Origin of the sequence: Ancylobacter sp. 3268 (genome assembly GCF_031456575.1) — a bacterium.
GTDB lineage: Bacteria > Pseudomonadota > Alphaproteobacteria > Rhizobiales > Xanthobacteraceae > Ancylobacter.
The window spans coordinates 96,882-116,903 of the sequence record NZ_JAVDUX010000012.1; the positions used below are offsets into that span (position 1 = coordinate 96,882).

The 20,022-nt window shown below is 66.6% G+C and carries 24 protein-coding genes and 1 pseudogene; 21 read left to right on the forward strand and 4 right to left on the reverse strand.

The features are described from left to right. The first annotated feature begins 533 nt into the window (after window positions 1-533). The 21 genes and pseudogenes from J2X65_RS17580 (at window position 534) to J2X65_RS17675 (ending at window position 13,953) form a co-directional block, all read left to right on the forward strand. On the forward strand, window positions 534-1,832 hold the full coding sequence (locus tag J2X65_RS17580) for an AAA family ATPase (protein WP_310203389.1): 1,299 nt from the start codon (window positions 534-536) through the stop codon (window positions 1,830-1,832). Next, on the forward strand, window positions 1,829-2,926 hold the full coding sequence (locus J2X65_RS17585) for a hypothetical protein (RefSeq protein ID WP_310203391.1): 1,098 nt from the start codon (window positions 1,829-1,831) through the stop codon (window positions 2,924-2,926). Before J2X65_RS17580 ends, J2X65_RS17585 begins: the two co-directional genes overlap by 4 nt. Then, a complete protein-coding gene (locus tag J2X65_RS17590) occupies window positions 2,904-4,166 on the forward strand; it encodes a recombinase RecT (protein ID WP_310203393.1) in 1,263 nt (420 codons plus the stop codon). The genes J2X65_RS17585 and J2X65_RS17590 overlap by 23 nt, the downstream gene beginning before the upstream one ends. Window positions 4,167-4,176: 10 nt before the next feature. Further along, a complete protein-coding gene (locus tag J2X65_RS17595) occupies window positions 4,177-4,902 on the forward strand; it encodes a hypothetical protein (protein ID WP_310203395.1) in 726 nt (241 codons plus the stop codon). A gap of 7 nt (window positions 4,903-4,909) precedes the next feature. After that, on the forward strand, window positions 4,910-5,335 hold the full coding sequence (locus tag J2X65_RS17600) for an HNH endonuclease signature motif containing protein (protein ID WP_310203397.1): 426 nt from the start codon (window positions 4,910-4,912) through the stop codon (window positions 5,333-5,335). Next, complete coding sequence (locus J2X65_RS17605; RefSeq protein WP_310203399.1) at window positions 5,332-5,679, forward strand: hypothetical protein; 348 nt, start codon at window positions 5,332-5,334, stop codon at window positions 5,677-5,679. Before J2X65_RS17600 ends, J2X65_RS17605 begins: the two co-directional genes overlap by 4 nt. Next, the gene (locus J2X65_RS17610) at window positions 5,679-6,194 is read left to right on the forward strand and encodes a hypothetical protein (RefSeq protein WP_310203401.1); all 516 of its coding nucleotides are present in this window, start codon (window positions 5,679-5,681) and stop codon (window positions 6,192-6,194) included. The genes J2X65_RS17605 and J2X65_RS17610 overlap by 1 nt, the downstream gene beginning before the upstream one ends. Further along, window positions 6,191-6,592, forward strand: a complete 402-nt coding sequence (locus J2X65_RS17615) for a hypothetical protein (protein ID WP_310203403.1) — start codon at window positions 6,191-6,193, stop codon at window positions 6,590-6,592. The genes J2X65_RS17610 and J2X65_RS17615 overlap by 4 nt, the downstream gene beginning before the upstream one ends. Continuing rightward, window positions 6,592-7,056, forward strand: a complete 465-nt coding sequence (locus tag J2X65_RS17620) for a hypothetical protein (protein ID WP_310203405.1) — start codon at window positions 6,592-6,594, stop codon at window positions 7,054-7,056. Before J2X65_RS17615 ends, J2X65_RS17620 begins: the two co-directional genes overlap by 1 nt. Further along, window positions 7,053-9,065 carry a DNA cytosine methyltransferase gene (locus J2X65_RS17625; RefSeq protein ID WP_310203407.1) on the forward strand — a complete coding sequence of 671 codons (2,013 nt, stop codon included), beginning with the start codon at window positions 7,053-7,055 and terminating at the stop codon, window positions 9,063-9,065. Before J2X65_RS17620 ends, J2X65_RS17625 begins: the two co-directional genes overlap by 4 nt. Next, a complete protein-coding gene (locus tag J2X65_RS17630) occupies window positions 9,062-10,012 on the forward strand; it encodes an AAA family ATPase (protein ID WP_310203409.1) in 951 nt (316 codons plus the stop codon). Before J2X65_RS17625 ends, J2X65_RS17630 begins: the two co-directional genes overlap by 4 nt. Before the next feature lie 9 nt (window positions 10,013-10,021). Further along, window positions 10,022-10,162, forward strand: a complete 141-nt coding sequence (locus J2X65_RS17635; protein WP_310203654.1) for an ATP-binding domain-containing protein — start codon at window positions 10,022-10,024, stop codon at window positions 10,160-10,162. A 1-nt stretch (window position 10,163) separates the two neighbouring features. Continuing rightward, on the forward strand, window positions 10,164-10,406 hold the full coding sequence (locus tag J2X65_RS17640) for a ribbon-helix-helix domain-containing protein (RefSeq protein ID WP_310203411.1): 243 nt from the start codon (window positions 10,164-10,166) through the stop codon (window positions 10,404-10,406). Next, window positions 10,399-10,716: a hypothetical protein gene (locus J2X65_RS17645; protein WP_310203415.1), complete on the forward strand. Its 318-nt coding sequence runs from the start codon at window positions 10,399-10,401 to the stop codon at window positions 10,714-10,716. The genes J2X65_RS17640 and J2X65_RS17645 overlap by 8 nt, the downstream gene beginning before the upstream one ends. After that, window positions 10,709-11,071: a hypothetical protein gene (locus J2X65_RS17650; RefSeq protein WP_310203418.1), complete on the forward strand. Its 363-nt coding sequence runs from the start codon at window positions 10,709-10,711 to the stop codon at window positions 11,069-11,071. Before J2X65_RS17645 ends, J2X65_RS17650 begins: the two co-directional genes overlap by 8 nt. After that, window positions 11,061-11,420 carry a hypothetical protein gene (locus J2X65_RS17655; RefSeq protein ID WP_310203421.1) on the forward strand — a complete coding sequence of 120 codons (360 nt, stop codon included), beginning with the start codon at window positions 11,061-11,063 and terminating at the stop codon, window positions 11,418-11,420. Before J2X65_RS17650 ends, J2X65_RS17655 begins: the two co-directional genes overlap by 11 nt. Then, entirely contained in the window at window positions 11,413-12,018 is a 606-nt protein-coding gene (locus J2X65_RS17660) for a J domain-containing protein (protein ID WP_310203423.1), read from the forward strand. The genes J2X65_RS17655 and J2X65_RS17660 overlap by 8 nt, the downstream gene beginning before the upstream one ends. Continuing rightward, window positions 12,015-12,377 carry a hypothetical protein gene (locus tag J2X65_RS17665; protein ID WP_310203426.1) on the forward strand — a complete coding sequence of 121 codons (363 nt, stop codon included), beginning with the start codon at window positions 12,015-12,017 and terminating at the stop codon, window positions 12,375-12,377. Before J2X65_RS17660 ends, J2X65_RS17665 begins: the two co-directional genes overlap by 4 nt. Before the next feature lie 42 nt (window positions 12,378-12,419). Further along, the gene (locus J2X65_RS17670) at window positions 12,420-12,764 is read left to right on the forward strand and encodes an HNH endonuclease (RefSeq protein ID WP_310203428.1); all 345 of its coding nucleotides are present in this window, start codon (window positions 12,420-12,422) and stop codon (window positions 12,762-12,764) included. Then, a pseudogene (locus tag J2X65_RS27000) lies at window positions 12,764-12,904 on the forward strand (helix-turn-helix transcriptional regulator); the annotation flags it as partial. The gene J2X65_RS17670 and the pseudogene J2X65_RS27000, both read left to right, overlap by 1 nt. Before the next feature lie 14 nt (window positions 12,905-12,918). After that, complete coding sequence (locus J2X65_RS17675; protein ID WP_310203431.1) at window positions 12,919-13,953, forward strand: site-specific integrase; 1,035 nt, start codon at window positions 12,919-12,921, stop codon at window positions 13,951-13,953. Between the two features lie 510 nt (window positions 13,954-14,463). Here J2X65_RS17675 and J2X65_RS17680 read toward each other — a convergent pair. The 4 genes from J2X65_RS17680 to J2X65_RS17695 all read right to left on the reverse strand — a co-directional run bounded on the left by J2X65_RS17680 (window position 14,464) and on the right by J2X65_RS17695 (window position 19,780). Then, complete coding sequence (locus J2X65_RS17680) at window positions 14,464-14,838, reverse strand: hypothetical protein (protein WP_310203435.1); 375 nt, start codon at window positions 14,836-14,838, stop codon at window positions 14,464-14,466. A gap of 18 nt (window positions 14,839-14,856) precedes the next feature. Then, on the reverse strand, window positions 14,857-15,546 hold the full coding sequence (locus J2X65_RS17685; RefSeq protein ID WP_310203437.1) for a lysozyme: 690 nt from the start codon (window positions 15,544-15,546) through the stop codon (window positions 14,857-14,859). A gap of 264 nt (window positions 15,547-15,810) precedes the next feature. Then, window positions 15,811-18,456: a right-handed parallel beta-helix repeat-containing protein gene (locus J2X65_RS17690; RefSeq protein WP_310203442.1), complete on the reverse strand. Its 2,646-nt coding sequence runs from the start codon at window positions 18,454-18,456 to the stop codon at window positions 15,811-15,813. 670 nt (window positions 18,457-19,126) lie between these two features. Beyond that, complete coding sequence (locus tag J2X65_RS17695) at window positions 19,127-19,780, reverse strand: hypothetical protein (RefSeq protein WP_310203444.1); 654 nt, start codon at window positions 19,778-19,780, stop codon at window positions 19,127-19,129. Window positions 19,781-20,022 lie beyond the last annotated feature (242 nt).

The window sequence follows — 20,022 nt, forward strand, 5'->3', positions numbered from 1 at the left end:
CCCCGACGGTCGTCTTCCAGCGCCGCCAGTCGTCCGCACTTTTTCGTCGCTCCTGGTAGAGCAACGGCAGGTACCCCTTCGGACTTTCGGAGTGGGGCTTCTATTTACCTGCGCCCGATGGTATAGAACAAACCGCGATCAAACGGAGAGGTCGCCACCGTCTTCAAACCAACCGACCTCTTTTCGAAGCCCCGGGTCTCCAGCCCGGGGTTTTTCGTTTGTACGACCAGCCGCACCCCTCGGCAAGATTTTTCGTACAAAACGTACTTGACCATGTTTCGTACATAACGTACGTTTCGATCGTCAGCCGGGCGAGGCGGCTATGCCGAGCGGCACATCCCAACTGCAGGCGGAAATGGCAGGAGCCATCCGAGCCTTGCACAGCGGCGATGAGCCCTCGGAGAGGTGACGCGATCACATGAAATTCGCCCGGATCGCGTGTCTGGCCCACTGCCACGGGGTGGTTCTTTAGCCACGCCTTCGCGCCAACGATTCCGTCGGGGGATGTGAGGTTCCTCGACAAGGGGAGCCTCATGAAAATCGTCTCGCTTCGCGCCGAGAACATCAAGCGACTGACCGCCGTCGAGATCACGCCACAGGGAAATGTGGTGGAGATCACCGGCAAGAATGGCCAGGGCAAGACGTCCATCCTGGATGCGATCTGGTGGGCGCTCGGCGGCAAGAAGCCGGTGCAGTCGAAGCCGGTGCGGGACGGCGCCGAGAAGGGCGTCATCGAGCTCGACATCGGCGACTACGTGGTCACCAAGACCTTCAAGGTGAAAGAGGGGGGCGACTACACCGAGATCCTGACGGTCAAGAACCGCGACGGCTTCAAGGCATCAAGCCCCCAGGACGTGTTGAACGGCTTCCTCGGCGAGCTCACTTTCGACCCCCTATCGTTCTCCCGCATGAAAGCGGCCGATCAGGTGACCGCGCTGCGCAGCATGGTGCCCGGCTTCGACTTCGCGGCCGCCGACCAGGCCAACAAGGAGGACTTCGCGGCCCGCACCGAGGTGAACCGCAAGGCCAAGGATCTCGTCCCGGTGATCGACGATATCCGCGTTCCCGACGACACGCCGGACGAGCGGATCAGCGTCGAAAGCCTGATGGCCGAACTGAGCGGTGCGCTGGACCACAACAGCAAGATCGACCAGCAACTCGCCAACCAGCGGCGGCTGCAGGATGGCATCGCGTCGTTCAAGGCCACGCGGCTGCGGAACGCCGAGCGCATCGCCAACCTGGAGAGGCAGATCGAGGATCTGAGGAACGAGGATCTTCAGACCACCGAGGCGCAGGCGGAAGCGGAACGCCTGCTCGGGACACTGGTCATCGACGACCCGATCGACATCGTGCCGATCCGGCAGCGCATCAGCGAATCCGAGACCACCAACCGCAACGTCGACCAGAAGGACCGGCTCGCGTCGCTGGTGAAGCAGCGGAAGGGCCTGCTCGATGAGAGCGAAGCCCTCACCAGGGCGATGGAGGCTCGAAAGGAGGCCGCGGCGAAGGCGGTGCGCGAGGCGAAGCTTCCGGTCGCCGGGCTGGAGCTCGCCGAGGACGCGGTGCTCCTCAATGGCCAGCCCTTCGACCAGGCCAGCGATGCCGAGCAACTGCGGGTGTCGGTGGCCGTCGCCGGCGCGATGAACCCGAAGCTCCGAGTCGTGCGGGTGCGCGATGGCTCGCTCCTCGACGAGGACTCCATGGCGGCGCTTGCCCGCTATGCGGAGGAGAATGACCTGCAGATATGGGTCGAGACTGTCCAGTCGGGCCGCGACAGCGCGATCGTCATCGAGGACGGCATGGTTGCTCAGGTTCGCGAGGCTGCGGAATGAGCGAGCTGCTCCCTTTGGGCCTTCACCTCGGCCTTGCGGAGGAGGCCTACCACGCCGATCCGGCTCTCGGCTCCACCTCGATCAAGGGGCTGGCGACCAAGCCGTGCAAGTGGCAGTACGACCGCCTACGGCCGCGCAAGGACGTGGAGCCGGAGCATCTGGTCTGGGGGCGGGCATGGCATTGCCGCGTCCTGGAGGGCAAGGCTGCGTTCGAACAGCGCTACGCCAAGCCGCCGCGCCCGGAAGATTATCCCGACGCCCTTAATACGACCGACCAGATCAAGGATTTCCTGCGCATGCATGGCCAGAAGCTGACCGGCAACAAGCCGGAGCTGATGGCGCGCGCAAAGGAGATGGACGACTGCCCGGCGTTCTTCGACGAAATCTTCGCGCGGTGGTCGGCTGAGCATCCCGACCATGTGCAGCTGACTGATCGGCAGGTGCAGGAGATCGAGGACGCAGTCGCCAACATGGAGCGGGATCCGACCCTCTCCTCGGTCATGACCGCGGGCTCGCTGCTCGATGGCGCCGCCGAGATGTCGGTCATTTGGGTTGATGAGCGCGGCATCCGCCGGAAGTGCCGTTACGACTACGGCATTGGGCCAACGCCTCAGCGCCCAAAGTCTCTCATTGTCGATCTCAAGTCATTCACCTCCTACAAGGGCGGCTCCGACGAAGAGGCGGCGATCCGCAAGGTCTACGACGAGTTCTATGACTTGCAGACCGGCGGGTACATGGACGGCTACGTGGCCGGCCGCGCCTTCCTGAGTGAAGGGCAGGTATTTGGCATCCCGCCAGCGCCTGGCTATCTCGAGTCGTTCTTCAACGCGCCCGGCGTCGACTGGGTGTGGATCTTCATGCGGCGGGACAATGGGATGATCCCGATCACGCTGTCGATCGATACCGAGGACGTGATGTTCGTCGAGGCGCGCAAGACCGTCACCGCGGCGCTCGACACCTACCTCGCCTACGTCGCCCGGTTCGGTGTCGACCAACTCTGGACGCCGCCGCCGAAGGCTCCCCTCCGGCTGAACCACACCGTCATGCCCACCTACAACCGAGGGATCCTCCATGAGCAGCCGAACCACCGCTAAGGCAGTGGCGCTCGCCACCGATCCGGCGGCCATCCTCGATGAGGTGAGGGGAGATATCGCCCCGCTGCTCGCGGAGAACGGTCAGAGCTACGACCGCCTTCGGTCGACGCTGATGATCGCGATCCAGCAGGAGCCGAAGATCCTGGAATGCACGGCCGACAGCCTGCGTCGCGAGATCATGAAGTGTGCCGCCGACGGTCTGGTGCCCGACTCCAAGGAAGCGGTGCTGCTCCCGTACTGGGATAGCAAGGCTGGCGTCATGCTGGCGAACTACCAACCCATGGTTCACGGCGTTATCAAGCGCCTGCGCGAACTTGGCGGCGTGTTCTCGATCGTCTGCAAGCTGGTCTACGAGAAGGACGAGTTCATCCTCGACGAGGCTGATCCCGACTCCCTCTCGCATAAGTCCGACCCGTTCTCCAAGGATCGTGGACCGGTGGTTGGCGGCTATGTGGTGTTTCGCGACGACCAGAAGCGGGTGATGCACCTCGAGACCATGTCGGTCGACGAGTTCGAGAAGGTGCGCAAGGCGTCGAAGGCACCCAATAGCCCGGCCTGGACGAACTGGGGCGACGAGATGCGGCGCAAAGCCGTGCTCCGCCGCGGTTCGAAATACATCTCGGTCGACAACGACAAGATCCGCGCGCTGCTCCAGCGCCAGGACGACATGTTCGATTTCAGCCAGCCGCGCGTGGCCGAGCGTGTCGATCCGTTCTCCGGGCGGATCATTGAAGGGGAGACCCGCCCTGCCGTCCAGAGTGCCGCCACCGCGGCCATCGAGAACAAGCCGGCCATCGCTATGCCGCAGGACCGGCAGCCGGCTCCAGCGTCGAATGTCAACAGCGGCGATGCCGCGCCGCGTGAGACAGGGCGTGTCGAGAGTGACACGGGCAGGAACGAAGGGCCGAAGCCGGCACCGCTGGACCTGCCTGACATGACCGTCGACGCGGCCGACCGCGAGAAGGCCATTGAGGGCGTCACCAAGCTGCTCGCCATTGGCCTGGAAGCTGGCATCACGCCGAAAGAGCGCAGCGACATGCTGAAGGATGCCGCGCCGCTCTGGAAGGGGGCGACCCCCGAATATCTGCACCCGCTGCTGAAGGCCTGTGTCGACATCACCCTGTGGGCGGTCAAGGCCGATGCCGAGGGCCGTCCCTGGACGGCGGATCACGCCATGTTCGTCCACAAGGTTCGGGCCCTGCTCGACGTTCCTAAGCTTGCCATCGGCAAGTATCCGTGAGGCCGCTGCCATGAAAATTCGCGTCGTGGACTTCGAGACGACCGGCATGGTCGGCAAGGACGAGCCGGTCGGCATCGTCGAGGCGGGATGGACGGATGTCCTTCTCGGCGGCTCCATGCCCCACATCACCCGCCCCAGCTTCCTGATGGTGAATCCCGGCATCCCGGTGATGCCGGAGGCGCGAGCCGCCCACCACCTCACCGACGACGAGATAGCCGGCGGCGTGTCGCCGGAGGACGCGCACGCGTTTCTCTACACGGGCATGGAGTTGGGCGACGTGTTCGCCGCGCACCATGCGAAGTTCGACCGCGCGCTGTTTTCTGGCGATCCGTTCCCGTGGATCTGCACCATGGTTTGCGCCAAGCACCTGTGGCCGGACATGCCTTCGTACGGCAACCAGGCGCTTCGCTATCGGCTCGGGATCGACAAAGGATTCGTCTGGCCGGAACTGGCGATGCCGCCACACCGAGCAGGGCCGGACACCTATGTCACTGCTCACATTCTCGGCCGGATGCTGTCGACGACACCTGCCGCGCGGCTGGTGGAGCTCACAACAACGCCGGTGCTGCTCAAGACGGTGCCGTTCGGCAAATACGAGGGGCAGCTCTGGTCCGACATGGACCGCGGCTATCTCGAGTGGGTGGTCGATCCGAAGCGCGAATTTAAGCAGGAGGTCGTCGACACGGCCAACCACTGGCTGCGTCGGCTGAGCCAGTACCGCGATCCGTTCGCGTGAGGCAGCTATGGCCGATATCCCGCCGCGCCCCTCGCTAACCCCCAAGCAGAAGCTGACCATCATGGCTCGCTACTGCCGATGCCCGGGCCTTCCCGAGCGCGGCGTGAAGTGCGGCAAGCACCTGCCGGCGATGTCGGACTGCGAGTTTGACCACATCCATGCTCGCGCCTTGGGCGGCTCTGACGACCTCGAGAACATGCGTCCCCTCTGCCCGTCCTGCCACAAGGTGAAAACCAATGGGCTGGGCGGGGAGAAGCGGATCGCCTCCGCCGGCAGCGACAAGCACGCGATCGCCAAGGCACGCCGCATTTCCAAGAACGAAGAGGCATTTCGGCAGCGCCTCCTGGCCAAGCAGGCGGGAGACGAGCCGGCTCCGCGCAAGAGCCGCTGGCCAAGCCGTCCTTTCCCTAAGCGGAAGAAGGAACCGTCATGAACGCACAGGACAGGAATCCTGCTGCTCTCTCGCCGAAGGAGGTGGAACAGCTGCAGGGGCGCATCACACAGCTTGAGGGGCAGGTCAGGGGCCTCGTCCGCGCGAACTTGGCGCTCTTCACTGAGAATGACAGCCTCAAGCGGCACCGAACCGATCTGCAGATCGCCAATAACGCCTATCTCGAGCGAGCGCGCCTCGCCGAGCGCAGCAGCGTCAAGATTACGATCGGCGCGACCCGGGCGGAGAAGATGATGCTCGCCATCCTTGGGTTCGTGCTCGGCCTTATCGCCGGCATCTTGCTGGCCATGGGCCACCTGGCCGCCACTGGCACGGGGGAGCTCTAATGCCCTATCTGTCGGACCGTCAGCGTGTCGAAATCTCCCTGCCGCCCCAGGTGATGCTGGGCGTCGTCATCGCCGGCGTCGACCGCGAGGACGCGGACTACCGGCGCGCACTGGATCTCCTGAAGGTCGCCGCGCGCGAGCCCATCGACGACCTTCCTGAAGACCGGGCCCACAAGATCCTCGAGCGCGTTCGCCGCGTTCATAAGGAAGTGCTCGGCCCGTATTCCGGCGAGGGGCAAGACGTCGCGAAGTTCGGACTCGTCGCCTTCTACTGGATCAAGGCGATGGTCGAGACCGGCTATTTCGTCTTCGCCGAGGGTTCGGCGATCGACGAGGCCATGACCCTTTTCATCGGCGCGATCGAACACCGCGCCCAAGTGCCCGCCATCGATGCGTCAGCACAGAAGCAGGCCCGGAAACTGATCCGGTCGCTGCAGGCGCTTGGCTACTACCGCGGCTTGGATCTGCTGGCTGTCGGCGGCGCGCCCACCAACAATCAGGACCGCGCAGCATGATGACCAATGACGAAAAGGAGGCCGTCGGCGCCTTCTTCGAGCGCGTGAAGGTCGAGACCGACCGCCGCCTCGCCGCCAGCAAGCAGAGGGGCGTCCCGCCGCAGATGGCGAAAGTCGCGGCGGCGCAGAATGCGCTGCGCGGCTGCATGGAAGTCGTCTTCGACCACTGCCTCCCCTACGACCAGCTGTTCGTCATGGAGATGGCGATACGGCTGGCCTCCTACGCAATCAGCTCCGCGCCCATCGAGGCGCACAAGAAGATGTGCGAGCTCGTGGCGGAAGCTCTGCCCGGCGCTCTGGAACGGCGGGTCCGCGAGGGCATCGCCATGCACACGCAGTGGGGTACCGGTCCCGGAGACGCCTCCCCCAACATTCCGAGCAAGGGGGACATCCAGTGATGCCGCACCCCTGCGCCTCTGGGCATAAATGGAAGTTCCTCGGCGGCAAGAACTGCGGCTGCCATCCCGATGCGTCGTGCTCGCTGCCGGTCCACGAATGCGAGGTCTGTGGCGATTGCGACTACGGTGACACGGCGGCCGCGCACAAGATCATCCGGGAGTGCCCCGAAGCCGCCGAGTGCAAGGCGAAGGGCTACGCCGGGTTGCCGGCGCTGCATCTCACCAAGGCCGAGTTCGACGATCTCGACGAGTACAGCGCCTCGCTGCCAACCGGCAATACGCCCGGCAAGCGGTGGAAGCGGCACGATGGCGCCTTCGACCCCGGGTTCATCGCCGCCGGCGGCAAGCCGACCTGGCTGATCGGCGAGTACAAGGCGCTCTTCGGTCGCGACGATTGCATCATGGTGGTTTGGCACATCCCGGTGCCGCGTCTCGACGCGCCCCTGTCTGGAGGGGCGGCATGAAGACTGGCGCCAATTTCCTCGACGAGCTCGTCATCGACAGCTTCGCATGCGGCGGAGGGACATCCGAGGGCATCGAGATCGCGCTTGGCCGCGGCCCTGATATCGCGGTGAACCATGACGAGTACGCGCTCGCCATGCACCGGGCAAACCATCCCGGCACCAAGCACATGATTCAGGATGTCGCGACCGTCGATGCCGTCGGCATGTGCGCCGGGCGGCCGATCGGCATGCTCTGGATGTCGCCGGACTGCACCGACCATAGTAAGGCGAAGGGAGCGGCGCCGAACCGCGTCGGCGTGAACACGCGCGGCATCGGCTGGGCCATCGTCGGCTGGGTAAAGGCCCTGCCGAAATGGCAGCGCCCGCGGGTCGTCTTCCTCGAGAACGTCGGAGAATATGTCGACTGGTCGCCCCTGCTGGAGAACGGCAAGCGTGACCCGAACCGCAAGGGAGCGACCTTCAAGGCCTTCGTCGCGGCGTGGCGTTCCCTCGGCTATACCAAAATCGAGTGGCGCATGCGCCGTGCCTGGAAGGACGGCGCCGGCACGATCCGCGACCGCCTCTACATGGTCATGCGCTGCGACGACGAGGAGATCGTCTGGCCGGAACCGACGCATGGCAACCCGGACGACCCCACCGATGCCGCGCGCATCGCCGCAGGCGAGCTCCAGCCGTGGGTGCGCGTCGCCGACTGCCTGGACTTCTCCCTGCCGTGTCCGTCGATCTTCGACACCGCCGCCGAGATCAAGGCGAAGCACGGGCTGCGGGCCAAGCGGCCGCTTGTCTTCAACACCATGGCCCGGGTCGCCAAAGGCACCAAGCGCCACGTCATCGATGCGGCGCGCGCCGGCAAAGCATTTGTCGTCAAGGTGAACCACACCGGCCGGGACGAGGCCCGCGATCGCCCTGCCGACGCTCCCCTGTCCGCCACGACCAGCAAGCGAGACGACGCGCTCGTCACGCCATTCATCACGAAGTTCCGCAGCGGTTCGGTTGGGCACGCGGCGACGGAGCCGACGCACACGATCACCGCGCACAGCAGCGAGACGCACGGCGGCGGCGCCGCGCCTCTCGGCCTTGTTGCCCCCATCATTGCCTATGCCCAGCATGGCGGGGCTACGCGCTCGGCCGAGGTACCGGTCCATACGCTTACCGCATCGCCGAAGGACCAGAACAGCCTGATCGCCGTACACGTCACGCGGCAGTTCGGCAAATCGACTGGTCGCGACGCCTCTGACCCGGGCGGCACGGATATGGCCGGCGGCGGCGGCAAGTCAGGTGTGGTTGCCGCCTTCCTCGCGCAGCACAATGGCGGCCCACGCCCCGGCTCGCCCGCACATGGTGCTGATGAACCGGTCTCGACGATCGCCACGGCCGGCGCGCAGCAGCAGCTCGTCGCCGCCGCCATGATGACCCTGCGCGGCAGCGACCGGCGCGATGCTGGCGCCGACGAGCCGGCGCGCACCTTCTCCGCGAAGGGGCAACACAGCGCGCTGCTCTCCCTGCCGCTGATGACGGTCTACTACGGCATGGACGACGACGGCGCGCCGGCTGACCAGCCGAGCCGCACCGAGACGGCCAAGCCCCGTTTCGGGCTCGTCGACGTGCTTGCCAGCGCTCCGCCCTTCACGGCCGAAAACGAGGCGCGTGCCCGCCAGGTTGCGGAGTTCCTGCGCGCGCACGGCTGCTGGAATGGCGGCGAGTTCGTCACCATCGAAATCAACGGCGTGACCTATGTCCTGGTCGACATCGGCATGCGCATGCTGACGACGCGCGAACGGTTCACCGCAAACGGATTCCCGCCGGACTACATCATCGACCACGGCATTGACGAGAACGGGAACCGTATCGATTTCTCGCTCGAGCAGCAGGGCTACATGTGCGGCAACGCGGTATGCCCGCCGGTCGCCGCGGCGCTGGTGCGAGCGAACTATCGGCCTCGCCAAGTGCGGGCTCCCCGGCGACGCTCCTGCGATTCCGTGCCCCTCTTCCAGGAGGCCGCGGAATGACGCAGTGGTCCCCCCAGCAGAACGAGGCCCTGTCCAAGGCCGGTGCGTGGCTGCGCCTGAAGTATGCGCCAACCTTTTATCTCGCTGGCTATGCCGGCACCGGCAAGACGACCCTCGCCAAGTTCCTGGCGGGGCACGCCAAGGGGAAGGTGGCCTTCGCCGCCTATACCGGCAAGGCGGCGGCGGTCATGCGCTCGAAGGGGTGCAAAGGCGCATCGACGATTCACGGGCTCATTTACAACACGGACACCGATCCCAACACCGGCGCGCTGACCACGAAGCTGGTCCCGCCGGGCTCACTGGACGACTATTGTTTGATCGTCGTCGACGAGGTGTCGATGGTCGACGAGGTCGTGGGCAAGGATCTCCTCTCTTTCGGCATCCCTGTCCTCGTGCTCGGCGATCCCGAACAGTTGCCGCCTGTGAACGGCGCCGGCTACTTCACCAACCGCGACCCGGACTACCTGCTGACCGAGATACACCGGCAGGCGGCCGAGAGCCCGATCGTCCGGCTCGCCACCGAGATCCGCGAGGGTAGATTCACGCCGCGCCCGATCAAGGAGCCGGGCCTCGTCGTATGCGACCGCCATAGCCTCGTCCCCGGGGATGTCACGAAGGCCAATGTGGTGATCGTCGGGAAGAACGAGACCCGACAGAAGTTCAATAGGCGGCTGCGCCAGCTCGCCGGGCGGTCTAGTCGGATCCCGCACGCCGGCGAGACGCTGATCTGCCTACGCAACGACCACGAGACCGGCATCTTCAACGGCGAGATCTTCTCGGTGGTAACCGCCAAGCTGGGAAGCGCCGCGGTCTCACTGCGGTTGCAGAGCCCGGACGGCGATGGCCGGCTGATCGACGTCAACGTGTTGCAGGACTTTTTCGACGACGACGTCGCGGCGGCCAAGCTCTCTTATCGTGACCTATACGGCACCCAGCAATTGACCTAGGGCTACGCGATCACCTGCCACAAGTCGCAGGGCTCCCAATGGGGCAACGTCTGCGTGTTCAACGACAGCCACATCTTCCGCGAGGACGCCAGCCGCTGGCTTTACACGGCGGTCACCCGCGCCTCGCAACATCTAACCTTGGTGATCTAACATGAAGATTCAGAAACTCTCCATCGTCATCGGTGGGCATAAGACCAGCATTTCGCTGGAGCCGGAGTTCTACGAGGCCATCAAGGACGTCGCCCGCCGGCGGGATATGACCGTCAGCGCCTTGGTGGCCGAGATCGATGCCGACCGCGGCGAGGCGACGAACCTCTCCTCGCACATCAGGCTGCACGTGCTGGCGGACCTTCAACGCCGTGCGGCTCTGGCGGGAGATCGGGCCGATGTCTGACGTGTGCAAGGACACGATCAAGATCGACGATGGTGGCCCGGCGTTCCCGGTGATGCCTCCCCTGGACACGAGCGGATTCGTCGGTTCGGCCAGTGGCTATCCCTATCCGAGCGCTGGCCTGTCCAAGCGGGAGTGGTTCGCCGGCTTGGCTCTGATTCAGCACGCCAACCTGATCACGCTCACGAAGGACAACCCATTCGTCCGCGCACAAATGAACGTCATTGCAGAGATTTGCTACGCTCAGGCCGATGCGATGATCGCCGCCGGCAGTCAGGCGGGTGATCGTCCGGACGGGGGCGCCGATGCGTGACGCGCTCGCGAAGTTCATGGCGGCCGGCCGCCGGCTCACCGAGATCGAAGAGATGGCGAAGGCGGCCGAGTACCTGCCGACCAGCTACGCGAACGCGATCGAGCGGGTCGCGGTTAGCGGCGAAGGCTACTACAGCCGCGCCACACCCGAGGACATCGAGCGCGTCAAGGCTGCGCAGAAGGCGCTTGCCGCCGAGGAGCGCCGGCGCGGCGAGATCGACCGCGACGACAAGCTCCGCGCCCTCGGGCTCGAACTCGACGCGATCCGGGTGACGCTCCCCGGCTTGGCCGCCGCTGCGTCGATCGAGCTTGGTGCGATCGCCCGCCGGATGATGGGAGGCGGCAATGGCCGATAAGCAGGCATGGAAGGTCGGCGAGTACGCGATGTCGCGCGGGATGCCGATCCGAGTGAACGAGATAGACGGCAAGGCTGTGACGCTGGAATTGGTCGCGGATTATCGCGAGGGGGTCGGCATTACCTGCGGCGGCTATTGCAGCGGCGGCGGGCAGCTTGGAGACCTCAAGCCGATCACCGATCCCGAGATGATCCTGCGGTGTCGAGCCTATGAAGCCTATCGGCGGATCAAAGAGGCGAAGAGCACCATCGTCGAACAGGAGAAGGTTCTCGCCGCCCAGACGGCCGGCCTGCGCGCCCTGCAGGACGCACATAAGGCCGCCGCCGAGGAGGGCGCCGCCAATGGCTGAGGCTTTCCCCCTCTCGTGGCCGGAAGGCTGGGAGCGCACGCCGGCGGCGCAGCGGAAGGCGTCGAAGTTCCGCACGCGCTACGCCGAGGCTTACGACAACCTGATGCGCGAGCTCGGGCTCCTCGGCGCCTCCTCGATCGTCGTCTCGACGAATGCGCCGCTGCGCCGCGACGGTCGCCCCTATACCGACTTCATGGAGGACGACGTCGCCGAACCCGGCGTCGCCGTCTACTTCCTCCTCAAGGGCCAGCCGCGCGTCATGGCTCGCGACGGGCACCCGAGGCCGGTCGAGAACCTGCACGCGATCGGGCACGTCATCGCGCACCTTCGGGGGATCGAGCGCCACGGCGGCTCGGCGATGATGATGAAGAGCTTCGACGGGTTCTCGGCGCTGCCGGCGCCGGGCGCCAAGCGGTCGTGGATGGACGTCCTCGACTTCAAGCCGAACGACCGATCGCAGATCACCGCCGAGATCATCAAGTCGCGCTTCGCCCGGCTCGCGACGATCCGTCACCCCGACAAGCCCGGCGGCTCGCACGACGCGATGTCGGAGCTCAACCGCGCCCGCGACGAGGCGTTGAAGGAAATTGGATCATGAAGCTGGATCGAAACCTCAACGCCGAGGGCGATGGGAAATACGCGCTGATCAGGAAGCGCCGCATTCGCGAGATCCGGGCGCAAGCGGCCGGCGGCGACCAGTCTGCCATCGCCGATGCGGAACTCATGGATTCTGCGCTTGCCGTGCTCGAGGAGCTCGGAGTGCTTGATGACTCGGTCGTTGGGACCGAGGGGGAATTCTTCGTGTTCAGGCTTCGCGACGTGTTCGCGGAGCCAGCGCTACGCGCCTATGCCCAAGCCGTTCGTGCCACGGGCGATGGCGACGAGTACGCGGCCGAGATCGACGAGATGGCCGACCGCTCCGGCCCCCACAACCCGCACTGCAAATACCCGGATTGAGGCGCTGCCATGAAGCCGCGCCGCTTACGATCTGAAGAGTCCATGTTCCTGAAGATGTTCCGCAGCGATGCGGCCATCGAGCAGGGGCGCCGCTGCGCATACTGCACCGAGCCGATGCTTAAGGTGGAGTTCACCGCTGACCATGTGATGCCGCGTTCGCGCGGCGGCACGACAAAGCGCGAGAACATCAAGGCCTGCTGCGGCGCCTGCAACCGGGCCAAGGGCAGCATGTCGGTGAAAGCATTCATGTCCGTTATCAGTTACCCGCCTAAGGGGGCGTCGCTCGCGATCCTGCGGGCCCACATGCGCCGGCGGATCTGGAGGCGGGCGCATCTGGCGTGTCAGCGCATCGAACGCGCGGCGGGCATAACCAGGGAGAGCAGGTGATGGGACAAGTATTCACCCCTGAGGAGGTCGCCGAGCGGTGGAAGTGCTCGCCTTCGTTCGTGCGGCGGCTGGCGGCCAATGGCAAGATGCCGGGCAGCTTCCGTCTCGGCGGCAAGCTCCTGCGGATTCCTCTTGAGACCATCGAGGCAATCGAATGTCAGAACCAGAGTACCGTTTCCAGCGCTTCCGAGGCGGCTGGGCCATTGCAGAATACCGAGACGGCGAGCGCGTCTCGCGTCACCAGCTTGAGAGCGGAGATGCGGTTGCGGCGGCTGAGGAGTTCCGCTCCATCGTAGCGGCTCGCGAGCGCGCGTCCTCGCCCGACATCGCCACGCTCTGGGCGAAGTATCGCAAGGACCGCGAGGGGCGCGTCATCGCCGGCAACATGGAGTTCTCAGGACGGGCCATCCTGCCGTTCTTCGGCAAGATGAAGCCTGCAGGGATCACCACTACTCTGTGCCGCGACTACGTCGCCCGCCGGCGGCAGATGGGGCGGCAGGACGGAACGATCTGGACCGAGCTCGGACATCTGCGCACGATGTTGAGATGGGCGGAGAAGGAGAAGCTGATCGACGAGGCACCGAGCATCGAGCGACCGCGTCAGCCGCCGCCAAAGACCCGGCACCTGACACGCTCCCAGTTCGAGACGTTGCTCGATGCCGCCGAGATGCCGCATATCCGGCTGTTCATGATCCTCGCGATCGGCACGGCGGCGCGCGAGCAGGCGATTCTCGGTCTCACGTGGGACCGGGTGAAGTTCGAGCGCGGCCGCATCGAGCTGCACGACCCGGAGATGGACCAGCCTGTGAAGGGGAGGGCCGTGGTGCCGATGACTGCCAGCGCCCGGGCAGCTTTGCAGAGCGCTCAGGCCGGCGCGCGCTCCCCGTTCGTGATCGAATGGGCGGGGCAGCGGGTCAAGAAGGTGCGGAAGGGGCTCGACAAGACCGCCGAGCGGGCCTGCAAGATCGACCCCAGCATCGGATCGATCAGTCCCCACCTGTTCCGGCACAGCGCCGCGGTGTGGATGGCGGAGGCCGGGAGGCCGATGGCGGAGATCGCCCAGTACCTCGGGCACGCCGATAGCCGCATCACCGAGCGGGTCTACGCCAGGTTCAGCCCTGACTATCTGCGGGAGGCAGCCGACGCCCTCGAAGTCGGAAAAGTGAGGAGTGTCCCCAGGTTCGCCTGAACCTGCGAAGGGCATTTCCCAGCCGCCCTGGCGCGGAGGGCGCGGAACTTACACGGAACCGTCGCGGACGAAACGTGAAAGTCACCGGGAGCACATTTTTCACACGGGAGGGGTCACAGGTTCAATCCCTGTATCGCCCACCATCGATCTTCCCCCTTATGTCTCGAAGCGGTCGGCGGCGCAGGCGCGCCGAGGCATGACGCGCGGCCACAGCGAGCGGTGGCGCTATCGTCGTTCGGCGCGAGGCTCAATCGCTTCGCGCTCGCGCGCGATGGGACGAGCCGAGCGGCTTGTCGGCGGATCGACGCGACATCGTCCCGCCGAAGGGCGTGCTCTGCGCCCTATCCGGCAATGTCGACCGCTTCAGTTCCCCGAGCCCCTATCTCGGCACGCATGAGGGCATGGCGGTGGCCATGCGACCGGCAGCGACGGAACTCGGCGCCGCCGCGGCTCGCCATCGCGGGCGGGCGGCTGATCGGGCGCCGGACGCGCCGGCGGCTTTCACCGCGTTCAAGGACGCCTTTTCGTCCGTCCGCCACCGGAGAGCACGGCGGCGGCGCCGAGAATGGCGGTGAGCTGGGAGGAGAGCGAATCGACGCTCGGCGGCGTGCCGTCGGCGATGTCGAGCCCCAGCGAGTAGGCGCCGCCGATCAGCGCGACCAGGGCGCCCAGCGTCACGCGCGACTGGTACCAGGGCCGCGCGCCGCCGGCGTGATCCGGGCGGGCGAGGGCGTCCCGCATTGCCGGCTGCCGGCGCAGTTCGGCCACCACTTGTGTCGCGATCTCCTCCGCCGCTTCGGGAGGTGCCGGATTATCCGGCGAGCGGATCACGGTGAGGACGGCGCCGCGCACGGCATGGGTGAGAGTGTCTTCCGGAGTGATCATGGGCAACTCCCTGCGGACTCAACGGATGGGGAACAGATCGCCGGCAAAGGCCGCGGCCGGCGCGGTCGCCGGCCGGGGCGGGGCGGCGGCCGGGTGAAGGGTGGCGGAGGGGGAGGGCGGCGCCTGCGAGGGCGGGTGGACGGGCGTACCCGTTCCCGCGCCCAGCGCCACGGCCATCGCAGCGCGTATGTCGATGCGCCGGGCGCTCGACCGCTCCGGCGTGGCGCCGGCGGTGAGGCGGGTGAACTCGGTCACGCCGCCGTCAAATGACCATGCGGCATCGAAGAACAGCGCGCATTCCTGCCGCCGGCGGGGGAGGATCGCCGCCGGCCGGCTCCAGTCCATGAACGCCCGGCGGGCGCCGGCGGTATCGCCGGCCCGCCACAGGCGCACCCAGCCGGCACGCGCGATCGCGCCGGTGTTGTAGTGGAAGGACAGCGCGGCCGCGAACTGCGCCTGGGTCAGCACCCGGCCGCGAAAGGCGTCGCGCACGGCGGGGGCGTATCGGCGTTCCAGCAGCCAGACATAGACCGCCAGGCAGTGCTCCAGCGCCTGCGGCCGGCCGATATAGCGGGTGACATCGTGGCCGGAGGCGCTGGTGACGCCGATCGACCACGTCCAGACCCCCTCGCTGTCCCTGTAGGCCTGACGCACCAGCCCCTCATGCGAGGCGAGCTCGAGCGCGACATCGGTGTCGATGCGGTTCATGTCGGTGCTCCGTGTGGGAGAGAAGGGCCGCCCGCAGACGGCCCGGAGATCCGGGATTGCCGGCGCCTCATGCGCGGCGCTCCCCGCGCCGGCGGTCGCGCGGGAAGCGATTGGCGGGAGCGAGGCCCCGTCCGCCTTCGGCCGGTTCCGGCGTCTCACCGGAACCCCTGTGCGGGTGCCTGCGGCCGCGATGGGTCAGGTCGGGCCGCAGAAACAAAAAAGCCGCCCAGCGGGCGGCGGACGGGGCGGGCAGAGGGGCGCCGGTCAGGCGTTGCTGGTGAACGAGATCAGGTAGAGCAGGCCACCGCTCATGATGAAGGTCGCCCGGTCCTCGGCGGAGTCGAGCGTCAGGTTGCCGGTCATCCGCAGATTGCCGGTGTTCTCGGTCAGCGTCAGCGTGAACGCGCTGCTGTCCTTGGAAAGCACCAGCAGTTGCCCGTCGCGCAGACCGCTGATGGTGGCGACGTTGGCGTTGGCGGTGAGGGTGACCGCGGCGCGCACCACGGCGGCCCGGCTGGTGGACACCGCGACGCTGCTGCCGGATACGGTGACCGGGAAGGACTGGTCGCCGAAATTATTGCCGAACACCACCAGTTTGAGGGTGCCGGCATCGGTCTTGGCGGTCGGCACCGTGCCGCGCTCGCGGTTGTCGACCAGTTCGAGGTCGCCGGCCGTCGACCAGCCGCCGGTGGCGGTGGCGTTCAGGCTCAGATGCGCCGTGCCGATATTCTCGAACTCATTGTCGAGCACGCGGATGTTCTTGACCTGCTCGCCGGCGGCGCCGGTGTGCAGCACGGCGACATTGCCGTTCTTGAGCCGGTTGCCGCGGATCACCCAGTTGGAGCCGTCGGTCTTCGCCGGGATGTTGCCGGCGATGATCGGATTGGTGGTGGTCAGGCCGGTGATGTCGCAGCCGGAGATTTCGACATTGCTCTGGTGCCGGCCGAAGAACGTCACCGGCTGGCCGCCGACGATGGTGCAGCCGCGCACGATCAGCCTGTCGAAGGACTGGTGGGCGACGAGGCCGGGAGCCGTATCGCTCTGCCCGCGGAAGCTGCAATTGACCAGCTCCACGGTGCCGACCGACGGGTCCTCGCTATAGGCCGAGGGATCGTCATAGTCGGTGATGCCGGTGCCGACGCCGCTGTCGAGATCGACCGCCACCCAGCGGACATTCTTGCCGCGGATCTGGCCGCCGGACATTGCCCGGCCGATATGGCCGATCAGCTCGACATTGTAGGACTGGTGGCCGCCGGGCTGGGTGCGGCAGTCGATCGAATAGCCGCCGGTGATCACCACGTTCTGCGAGACGACGCCCTCGCTGAACGACGAGGCGTCATCCGCCCAGCCGGTCACCGATGACGCGCCGAGATCGATCGCCCGCCGGCAATACTCGCCGATCGGCGAGACGATGGAGGCGCGGCTGCAACCGCCGATGCTACGGCCATAGAACCACCGGCTCGTCGGGTTGGTGTTGGTCGGGTCGCCGAGCTTGCGGCCGACGGTCTTCGGCGTATCGAGGGAGAGCGAGGCGCAGAGCGCATAGGCGATCGAGCCGCCGGGGAAGTTTTCGACGCCGGTATGCTCATCGCGGACATGGGCAAAGAAGCGAATGGCGAGGAAACTGGTGCCCTCATTGGCGTCCAGCTCGCCATGACCCGGCCCGACCCCGCGCAGGCCGGCGAGCACGAAATGCCCGGCCATGACGATCTTGCGCACATTCACCGTGCCGCCGGAGATCGGGTAGCCATGCGACAGCGGCGTGCCGGTCGCCATCACGTCGGGCGAGCTGTTGGGGTTGCGGATCTGCACCAGCTCGCCCTTGTACTGCACGCCGAAGCCCGATGCGCCGGTGATGCCGTTGAAATAGTCCCAGGTCGAGGTCACCGCGACCCAGTCGCCGACGAGGAAGCCGTCATTGTTGACGACGCTGAGCGACGAGCCGTTCTGGGTGGCGTCGGCCTTGAGAGTGGTCTTGGTGACGCCGTCATAGCCGGGCCCGTTCACCGCCAGCCAGGGCAGCGTCGTCTCGTAGCTGGAGCCGGAAAGGTCGACAACGCCGATCCCGAGGCCGTCGATCTCGAGGTCTGCGTTCTGCGGGATGCTGATGCGGAGGCCTGGAAGCACGCACACATAGCGGCCCGGCATTTCGACCCGCAGCCGGGTCAGCAGCGGCGCGGCCGGATCCATCAGCGTGTTGATCCGCTTCACCAGCCGGGTCATGGCGTTGTCGTCGTTCGTCTCGGTGCCGCCGGTGTCGTAGCGGCCGCGGAACATGTCGGGGCGCAGCACCCCGTCCAGCGGGACCGGGAGATAGGTCGCGCCCATGATCGGCTGCTGGCCCTGCTCGAGGAATTCCTTCAACGAGACATCGTCGAGACGGCCGTCGAAATTGGAGGAGCCGACGATGCGGATCTGGTTCTCGCCCGGCTGGGCGGTGAAGACGATGTTGCCGTCGCCGCTGCCGCCGGTGCCGACGATGCGCGCGGTGCCGCCATGCGGCGAGCCGGCGATGTTGGGGTTGCTCACCACATAGGCGGTCCAGCCGCCGCTACTGCGCCCGGAAATGTCGAAGCGCAGGCGATAGGGCTTAAAGGCGTCGAGCGCGAGCGCCTTGGAGGACAGCGTCTTCACGCCGGAATTCGGACCGAGATGGTCGGGCGTGACGCTGGGCGGGGTGGCCTGCCAGGTCCAGACGGAAAGATACCAGTCGACTGAGGGATCGGTGGTGAAATCGCCATTGACGAGGATTTCGGGGCCATCGATCGGCATCGCCGAGCCCTGGAGCTCGAACAGCGTTTCGCCGCCATCGCCAAAGGCGAAGCGGCCGCCGATGCGCACCCGGTTGGGCAGCGGGCTGGTGGGCGCGGCGGCGCGGGCGTCGGCAAGCGTGGGGAAAGAGGCGTCCATTTTTGGTCTCCAAACAAAAAAGGCCGCCTCGCGGCGGCCTGTTGCGTTGATGGGTCAGAGAAGGAAGGAACCAGCGGCGGGAGGCCGGCCTCGCGGTGCGGCCGTCTCCAAGGCGATGGGTAGGAGCGTCCGGTGGGAACCGGGGGAACTCGCGTGCTCGCGAAAATGGCGCGGGTTCGATCACCCCCAGGCACCCGTGCGTCTGCGGTCGGACAGCGGGCCGGCCGGGGAGATGTCACCGTTGCGGGGCTGCTTTTAATTTGCCGGCGAATATAAAGGGACTACGCCGAGCGGGGGCTGTTCTTCCGGAGCGGGGGAGCCGTGTGGGTTTCGGGCTTGCGCGGCAGGTGCCGCGCGTGGATTGCTGAGGGCGATCACCCCGGCTCGGCCGACCGGTCGAGGAGAGGAACGGTGCGCCGGTCGCTGAGGCAAGGGCCTTGTGAGGCGGCGAAGACGAACGGCTGGAAGCCGACGGGCGGTTGCGGCCGTCAGCCGTTCACCCGCCCTTGGTGAGGGCGTGATGTCGATGGAGACGGTGCGGTCTCCAAGCTATCGCCGCCGCGGCAAGTGAGGTTCTACAAACAAAAAACCCGGCGAGCCAAAAGCGCGCCGGGACAAAAATTCTCACTCTCTCATTTCGCCCTTAGGATATGTCGAGGGCCTCATGATGTCAACTGCCGTCGTCGTCGAAAAGCCGGCTATCTGAATCCGCATCGTAGGTCGCCCGCCCGACGCGCGGCCGGGCAGGGCGCGTTCCTGTCGCGGCTGCGGTCGGCTCCGCCGCCGCCAGCTTCCACAGCTTCGCCAGCGCCGACAGGCCCGTCCTCAGCGCCGCGACATCGGCATCGGCTTCGACATCATGGACCACGACACGGCCAACCACCGAGGCGACCTGCTGCCCGTCCGGCAGCGCCTGCAGCACCGCCCTTGCCGCAGCATATTGCCGGTCCAGGCGGCGGCGGCGAGCTTCCCCGCCCTCCGTGGCGACCCGGCAATCGGCGAAGGCGTCGCCGCCGCCCAGCCGGCCCAGGGCGGATTCCACACCGCGGGGGGCAGAGATCGCCCGCCGATAGGCGGCGACCAGTTGGCGGTAGTTCTGCCCGGCGGTGAATTCGGGTGCGGTGATGGCATTCGAGAGCAGCAGGCGGCCGAGTTCGCTCTCGGCGAGCTGGCTGCGGCGAAGGCCCTTGGGCAGTCGGGCGCGATGCGGCTGGGCGAGCGCCACCGCCATGGTCTCCTGTTCGGCGGCGCTTTGGGCGGCCTTGGAGCGCGACAGGCGGCCGGAGGCCGTGCGCGGGCGATTGCTTTGCTTGCGGCGTGCCATCGGCGTTCTCCGAGAATGTCCAGGCGCGCCGGAGCCCGGCGGCGCGGGAGCATGAGCAGGGGATTTCGGTGTTGCGGCCGGCGCCGGGCGCGGTCCTGTGCTGCCCGGTCATGACGGGCAGCGCGGCCCGGCAGTTGACGAGCGATGTCGCGGATGGCCGGGATGCCGGCATGTACCGGGCGGCGCGGATCATTTACGCGCGGCGGTGCCTTCCGCTTTCCCGGCTTGGCGGGGCGCGGCGC

Bases quoted from the DNA above. Each gene is read 5' to 3' on its own strand.
- J2X65_RS17615 (WP_310203403.1), top strand. From the start codon at position 6,191: ATGATGACCAATGACGAAAAGGAGGCCGTCGGCGCCTTCTTCGAGCGC.
- J2X65_RS17650 (WP_310203418.1), top strand. From the start codon at position 10,709: ATGCGTGACGCGCTCGCGAAGTTCATGGCGGCCGGCCGCCGGCTCACC.
- J2X65_RS17640 (WP_310203411.1), top strand. From the start codon at position 10,164: ATGAAGATTCAGAAACTCTCCATCGTCATCGGTGGGCATAAGACCAGC.
- J2X65_RS17605 (WP_310203399.1), top strand. From the start codon at position 5,332: ATGAACGCACAGGACAGGAATCCTGCTGCTCTCTCGCCGAAGGAGGTG.
- J2X65_RS17655 (WP_310203421.1), top strand. From the start codon at position 11,061: ATGGCCGATAAGCAGGCATGGAAGGTCGGCGAGTACGCGATGTCGCGC.
- J2X65_RS17680 (WP_310203435.1), bottom strand. From the start codon at position 14,838: ATGATCACTCCGGAAGACACTCTCACCCATGCCGTGCGCGGCGCCGTC.
- J2X65_RS17660 (WP_310203423.1), top strand. From the start codon at position 11,413: ATGGCTGAGGCTTTCCCCCTCTCGTGGCCGGAAGGCTGGGAGCGCACG.
- J2X65_RS17585 (WP_310203391.1), top strand. From the start codon at position 1,829: ATGAGCGAGCTGCTCCCTTTGGGCCTTCACCTCGGCCTTGCGGAGGAG.
- J2X65_RS17590 (WP_310203393.1), top strand. From the start codon at position 2,904: ATGAGCAGCCGAACCACCGCTAAGGCAGTGGCGCTCGCCACCGATCCG.
- J2X65_RS17690 (WP_310203442.1), bottom strand. From the start codon at position 18,456: ATGGACGCCTCTTTCCCCACGCTTGCCGACGCCCGCGCCGCCGCGCCC.
- J2X65_RS17670 (WP_310203428.1), top strand. From the start codon at position 12,420: ATGTTCCTGAAGATGTTCCGCAGCGATGCGGCCATCGAGCAGGGGCGC.
- J2X65_RS17600 (WP_310203397.1), top strand. From the start codon at position 4,910: ATGGCCGATATCCCGCCGCGCCCCTCGCTAACCCCCAAGCAGAAGCTG.
- J2X65_RS17665 (WP_310203426.1), top strand. From the start codon at position 12,015: ATGAAGCTGGATCGAAACCTCAACGCCGAGGGCGATGGGAAATACGCG.
- J2X65_RS17675 (WP_310203431.1), top strand. From the start codon at position 12,919: ATGTCAGAACCAGAGTACCGTTTCCAGCGCTTCCGAGGCGGCTGGGCC.
- J2X65_RS17610 (WP_310203401.1), top strand. From the start codon at position 5,679: ATGCCCTATCTGTCGGACCGTCAGCGTGTCGAAATCTCCCTGCCGCCC.
- J2X65_RS17620 (WP_310203405.1), top strand. From the start codon at position 6,592: ATGCCGCACCCCTGCGCCTCTGGGCATAAATGGAAGTTCCTCGGCGGC.
- J2X65_RS17580 (WP_310203389.1), top strand. From the start codon at position 534: ATGAAAATCGTCTCGCTTCGCGCCGAGAACATCAAGCGACTGACCGCC.
- J2X65_RS17645 (WP_310203415.1), top strand. From the start codon at position 10,399: ATGTCTGACGTGTGCAAGGACACGATCAAGATCGACGATGGTGGCCCG.
- J2X65_RS17595 (WP_310203395.1), top strand. From the start codon at position 4,177: ATGAAAATTCGCGTCGTGGACTTCGAGACGACCGGCATGGTCGGCAAG.
- J2X65_RS17630 (WP_310203409.1), top strand. From the start codon at position 9,062: ATGACGCAGTGGTCCCCCCAGCAGAACGAGGCCCTGTCCAAGGCCGGT.
- J2X65_RS17685 (WP_310203437.1), bottom strand. From the start codon at position 15,546: ATGAACCGCATCGACACCGATGTCGCGCTCGAGCTCGCCTCGCATGAG.
- J2X65_RS17695 (WP_310203444.1), bottom strand. From the start codon at position 19,780: ATGGCACGCCGCAAGCAAAGCAATCGCCCGCGCACGGCCTCCGGCCGC.
- J2X65_RS17625 (WP_310203407.1), top strand. From the start codon at position 7,053: ATGAAGACTGGCGCCAATTTCCTCGACGAGCTCGTCATCGACAGCTTC.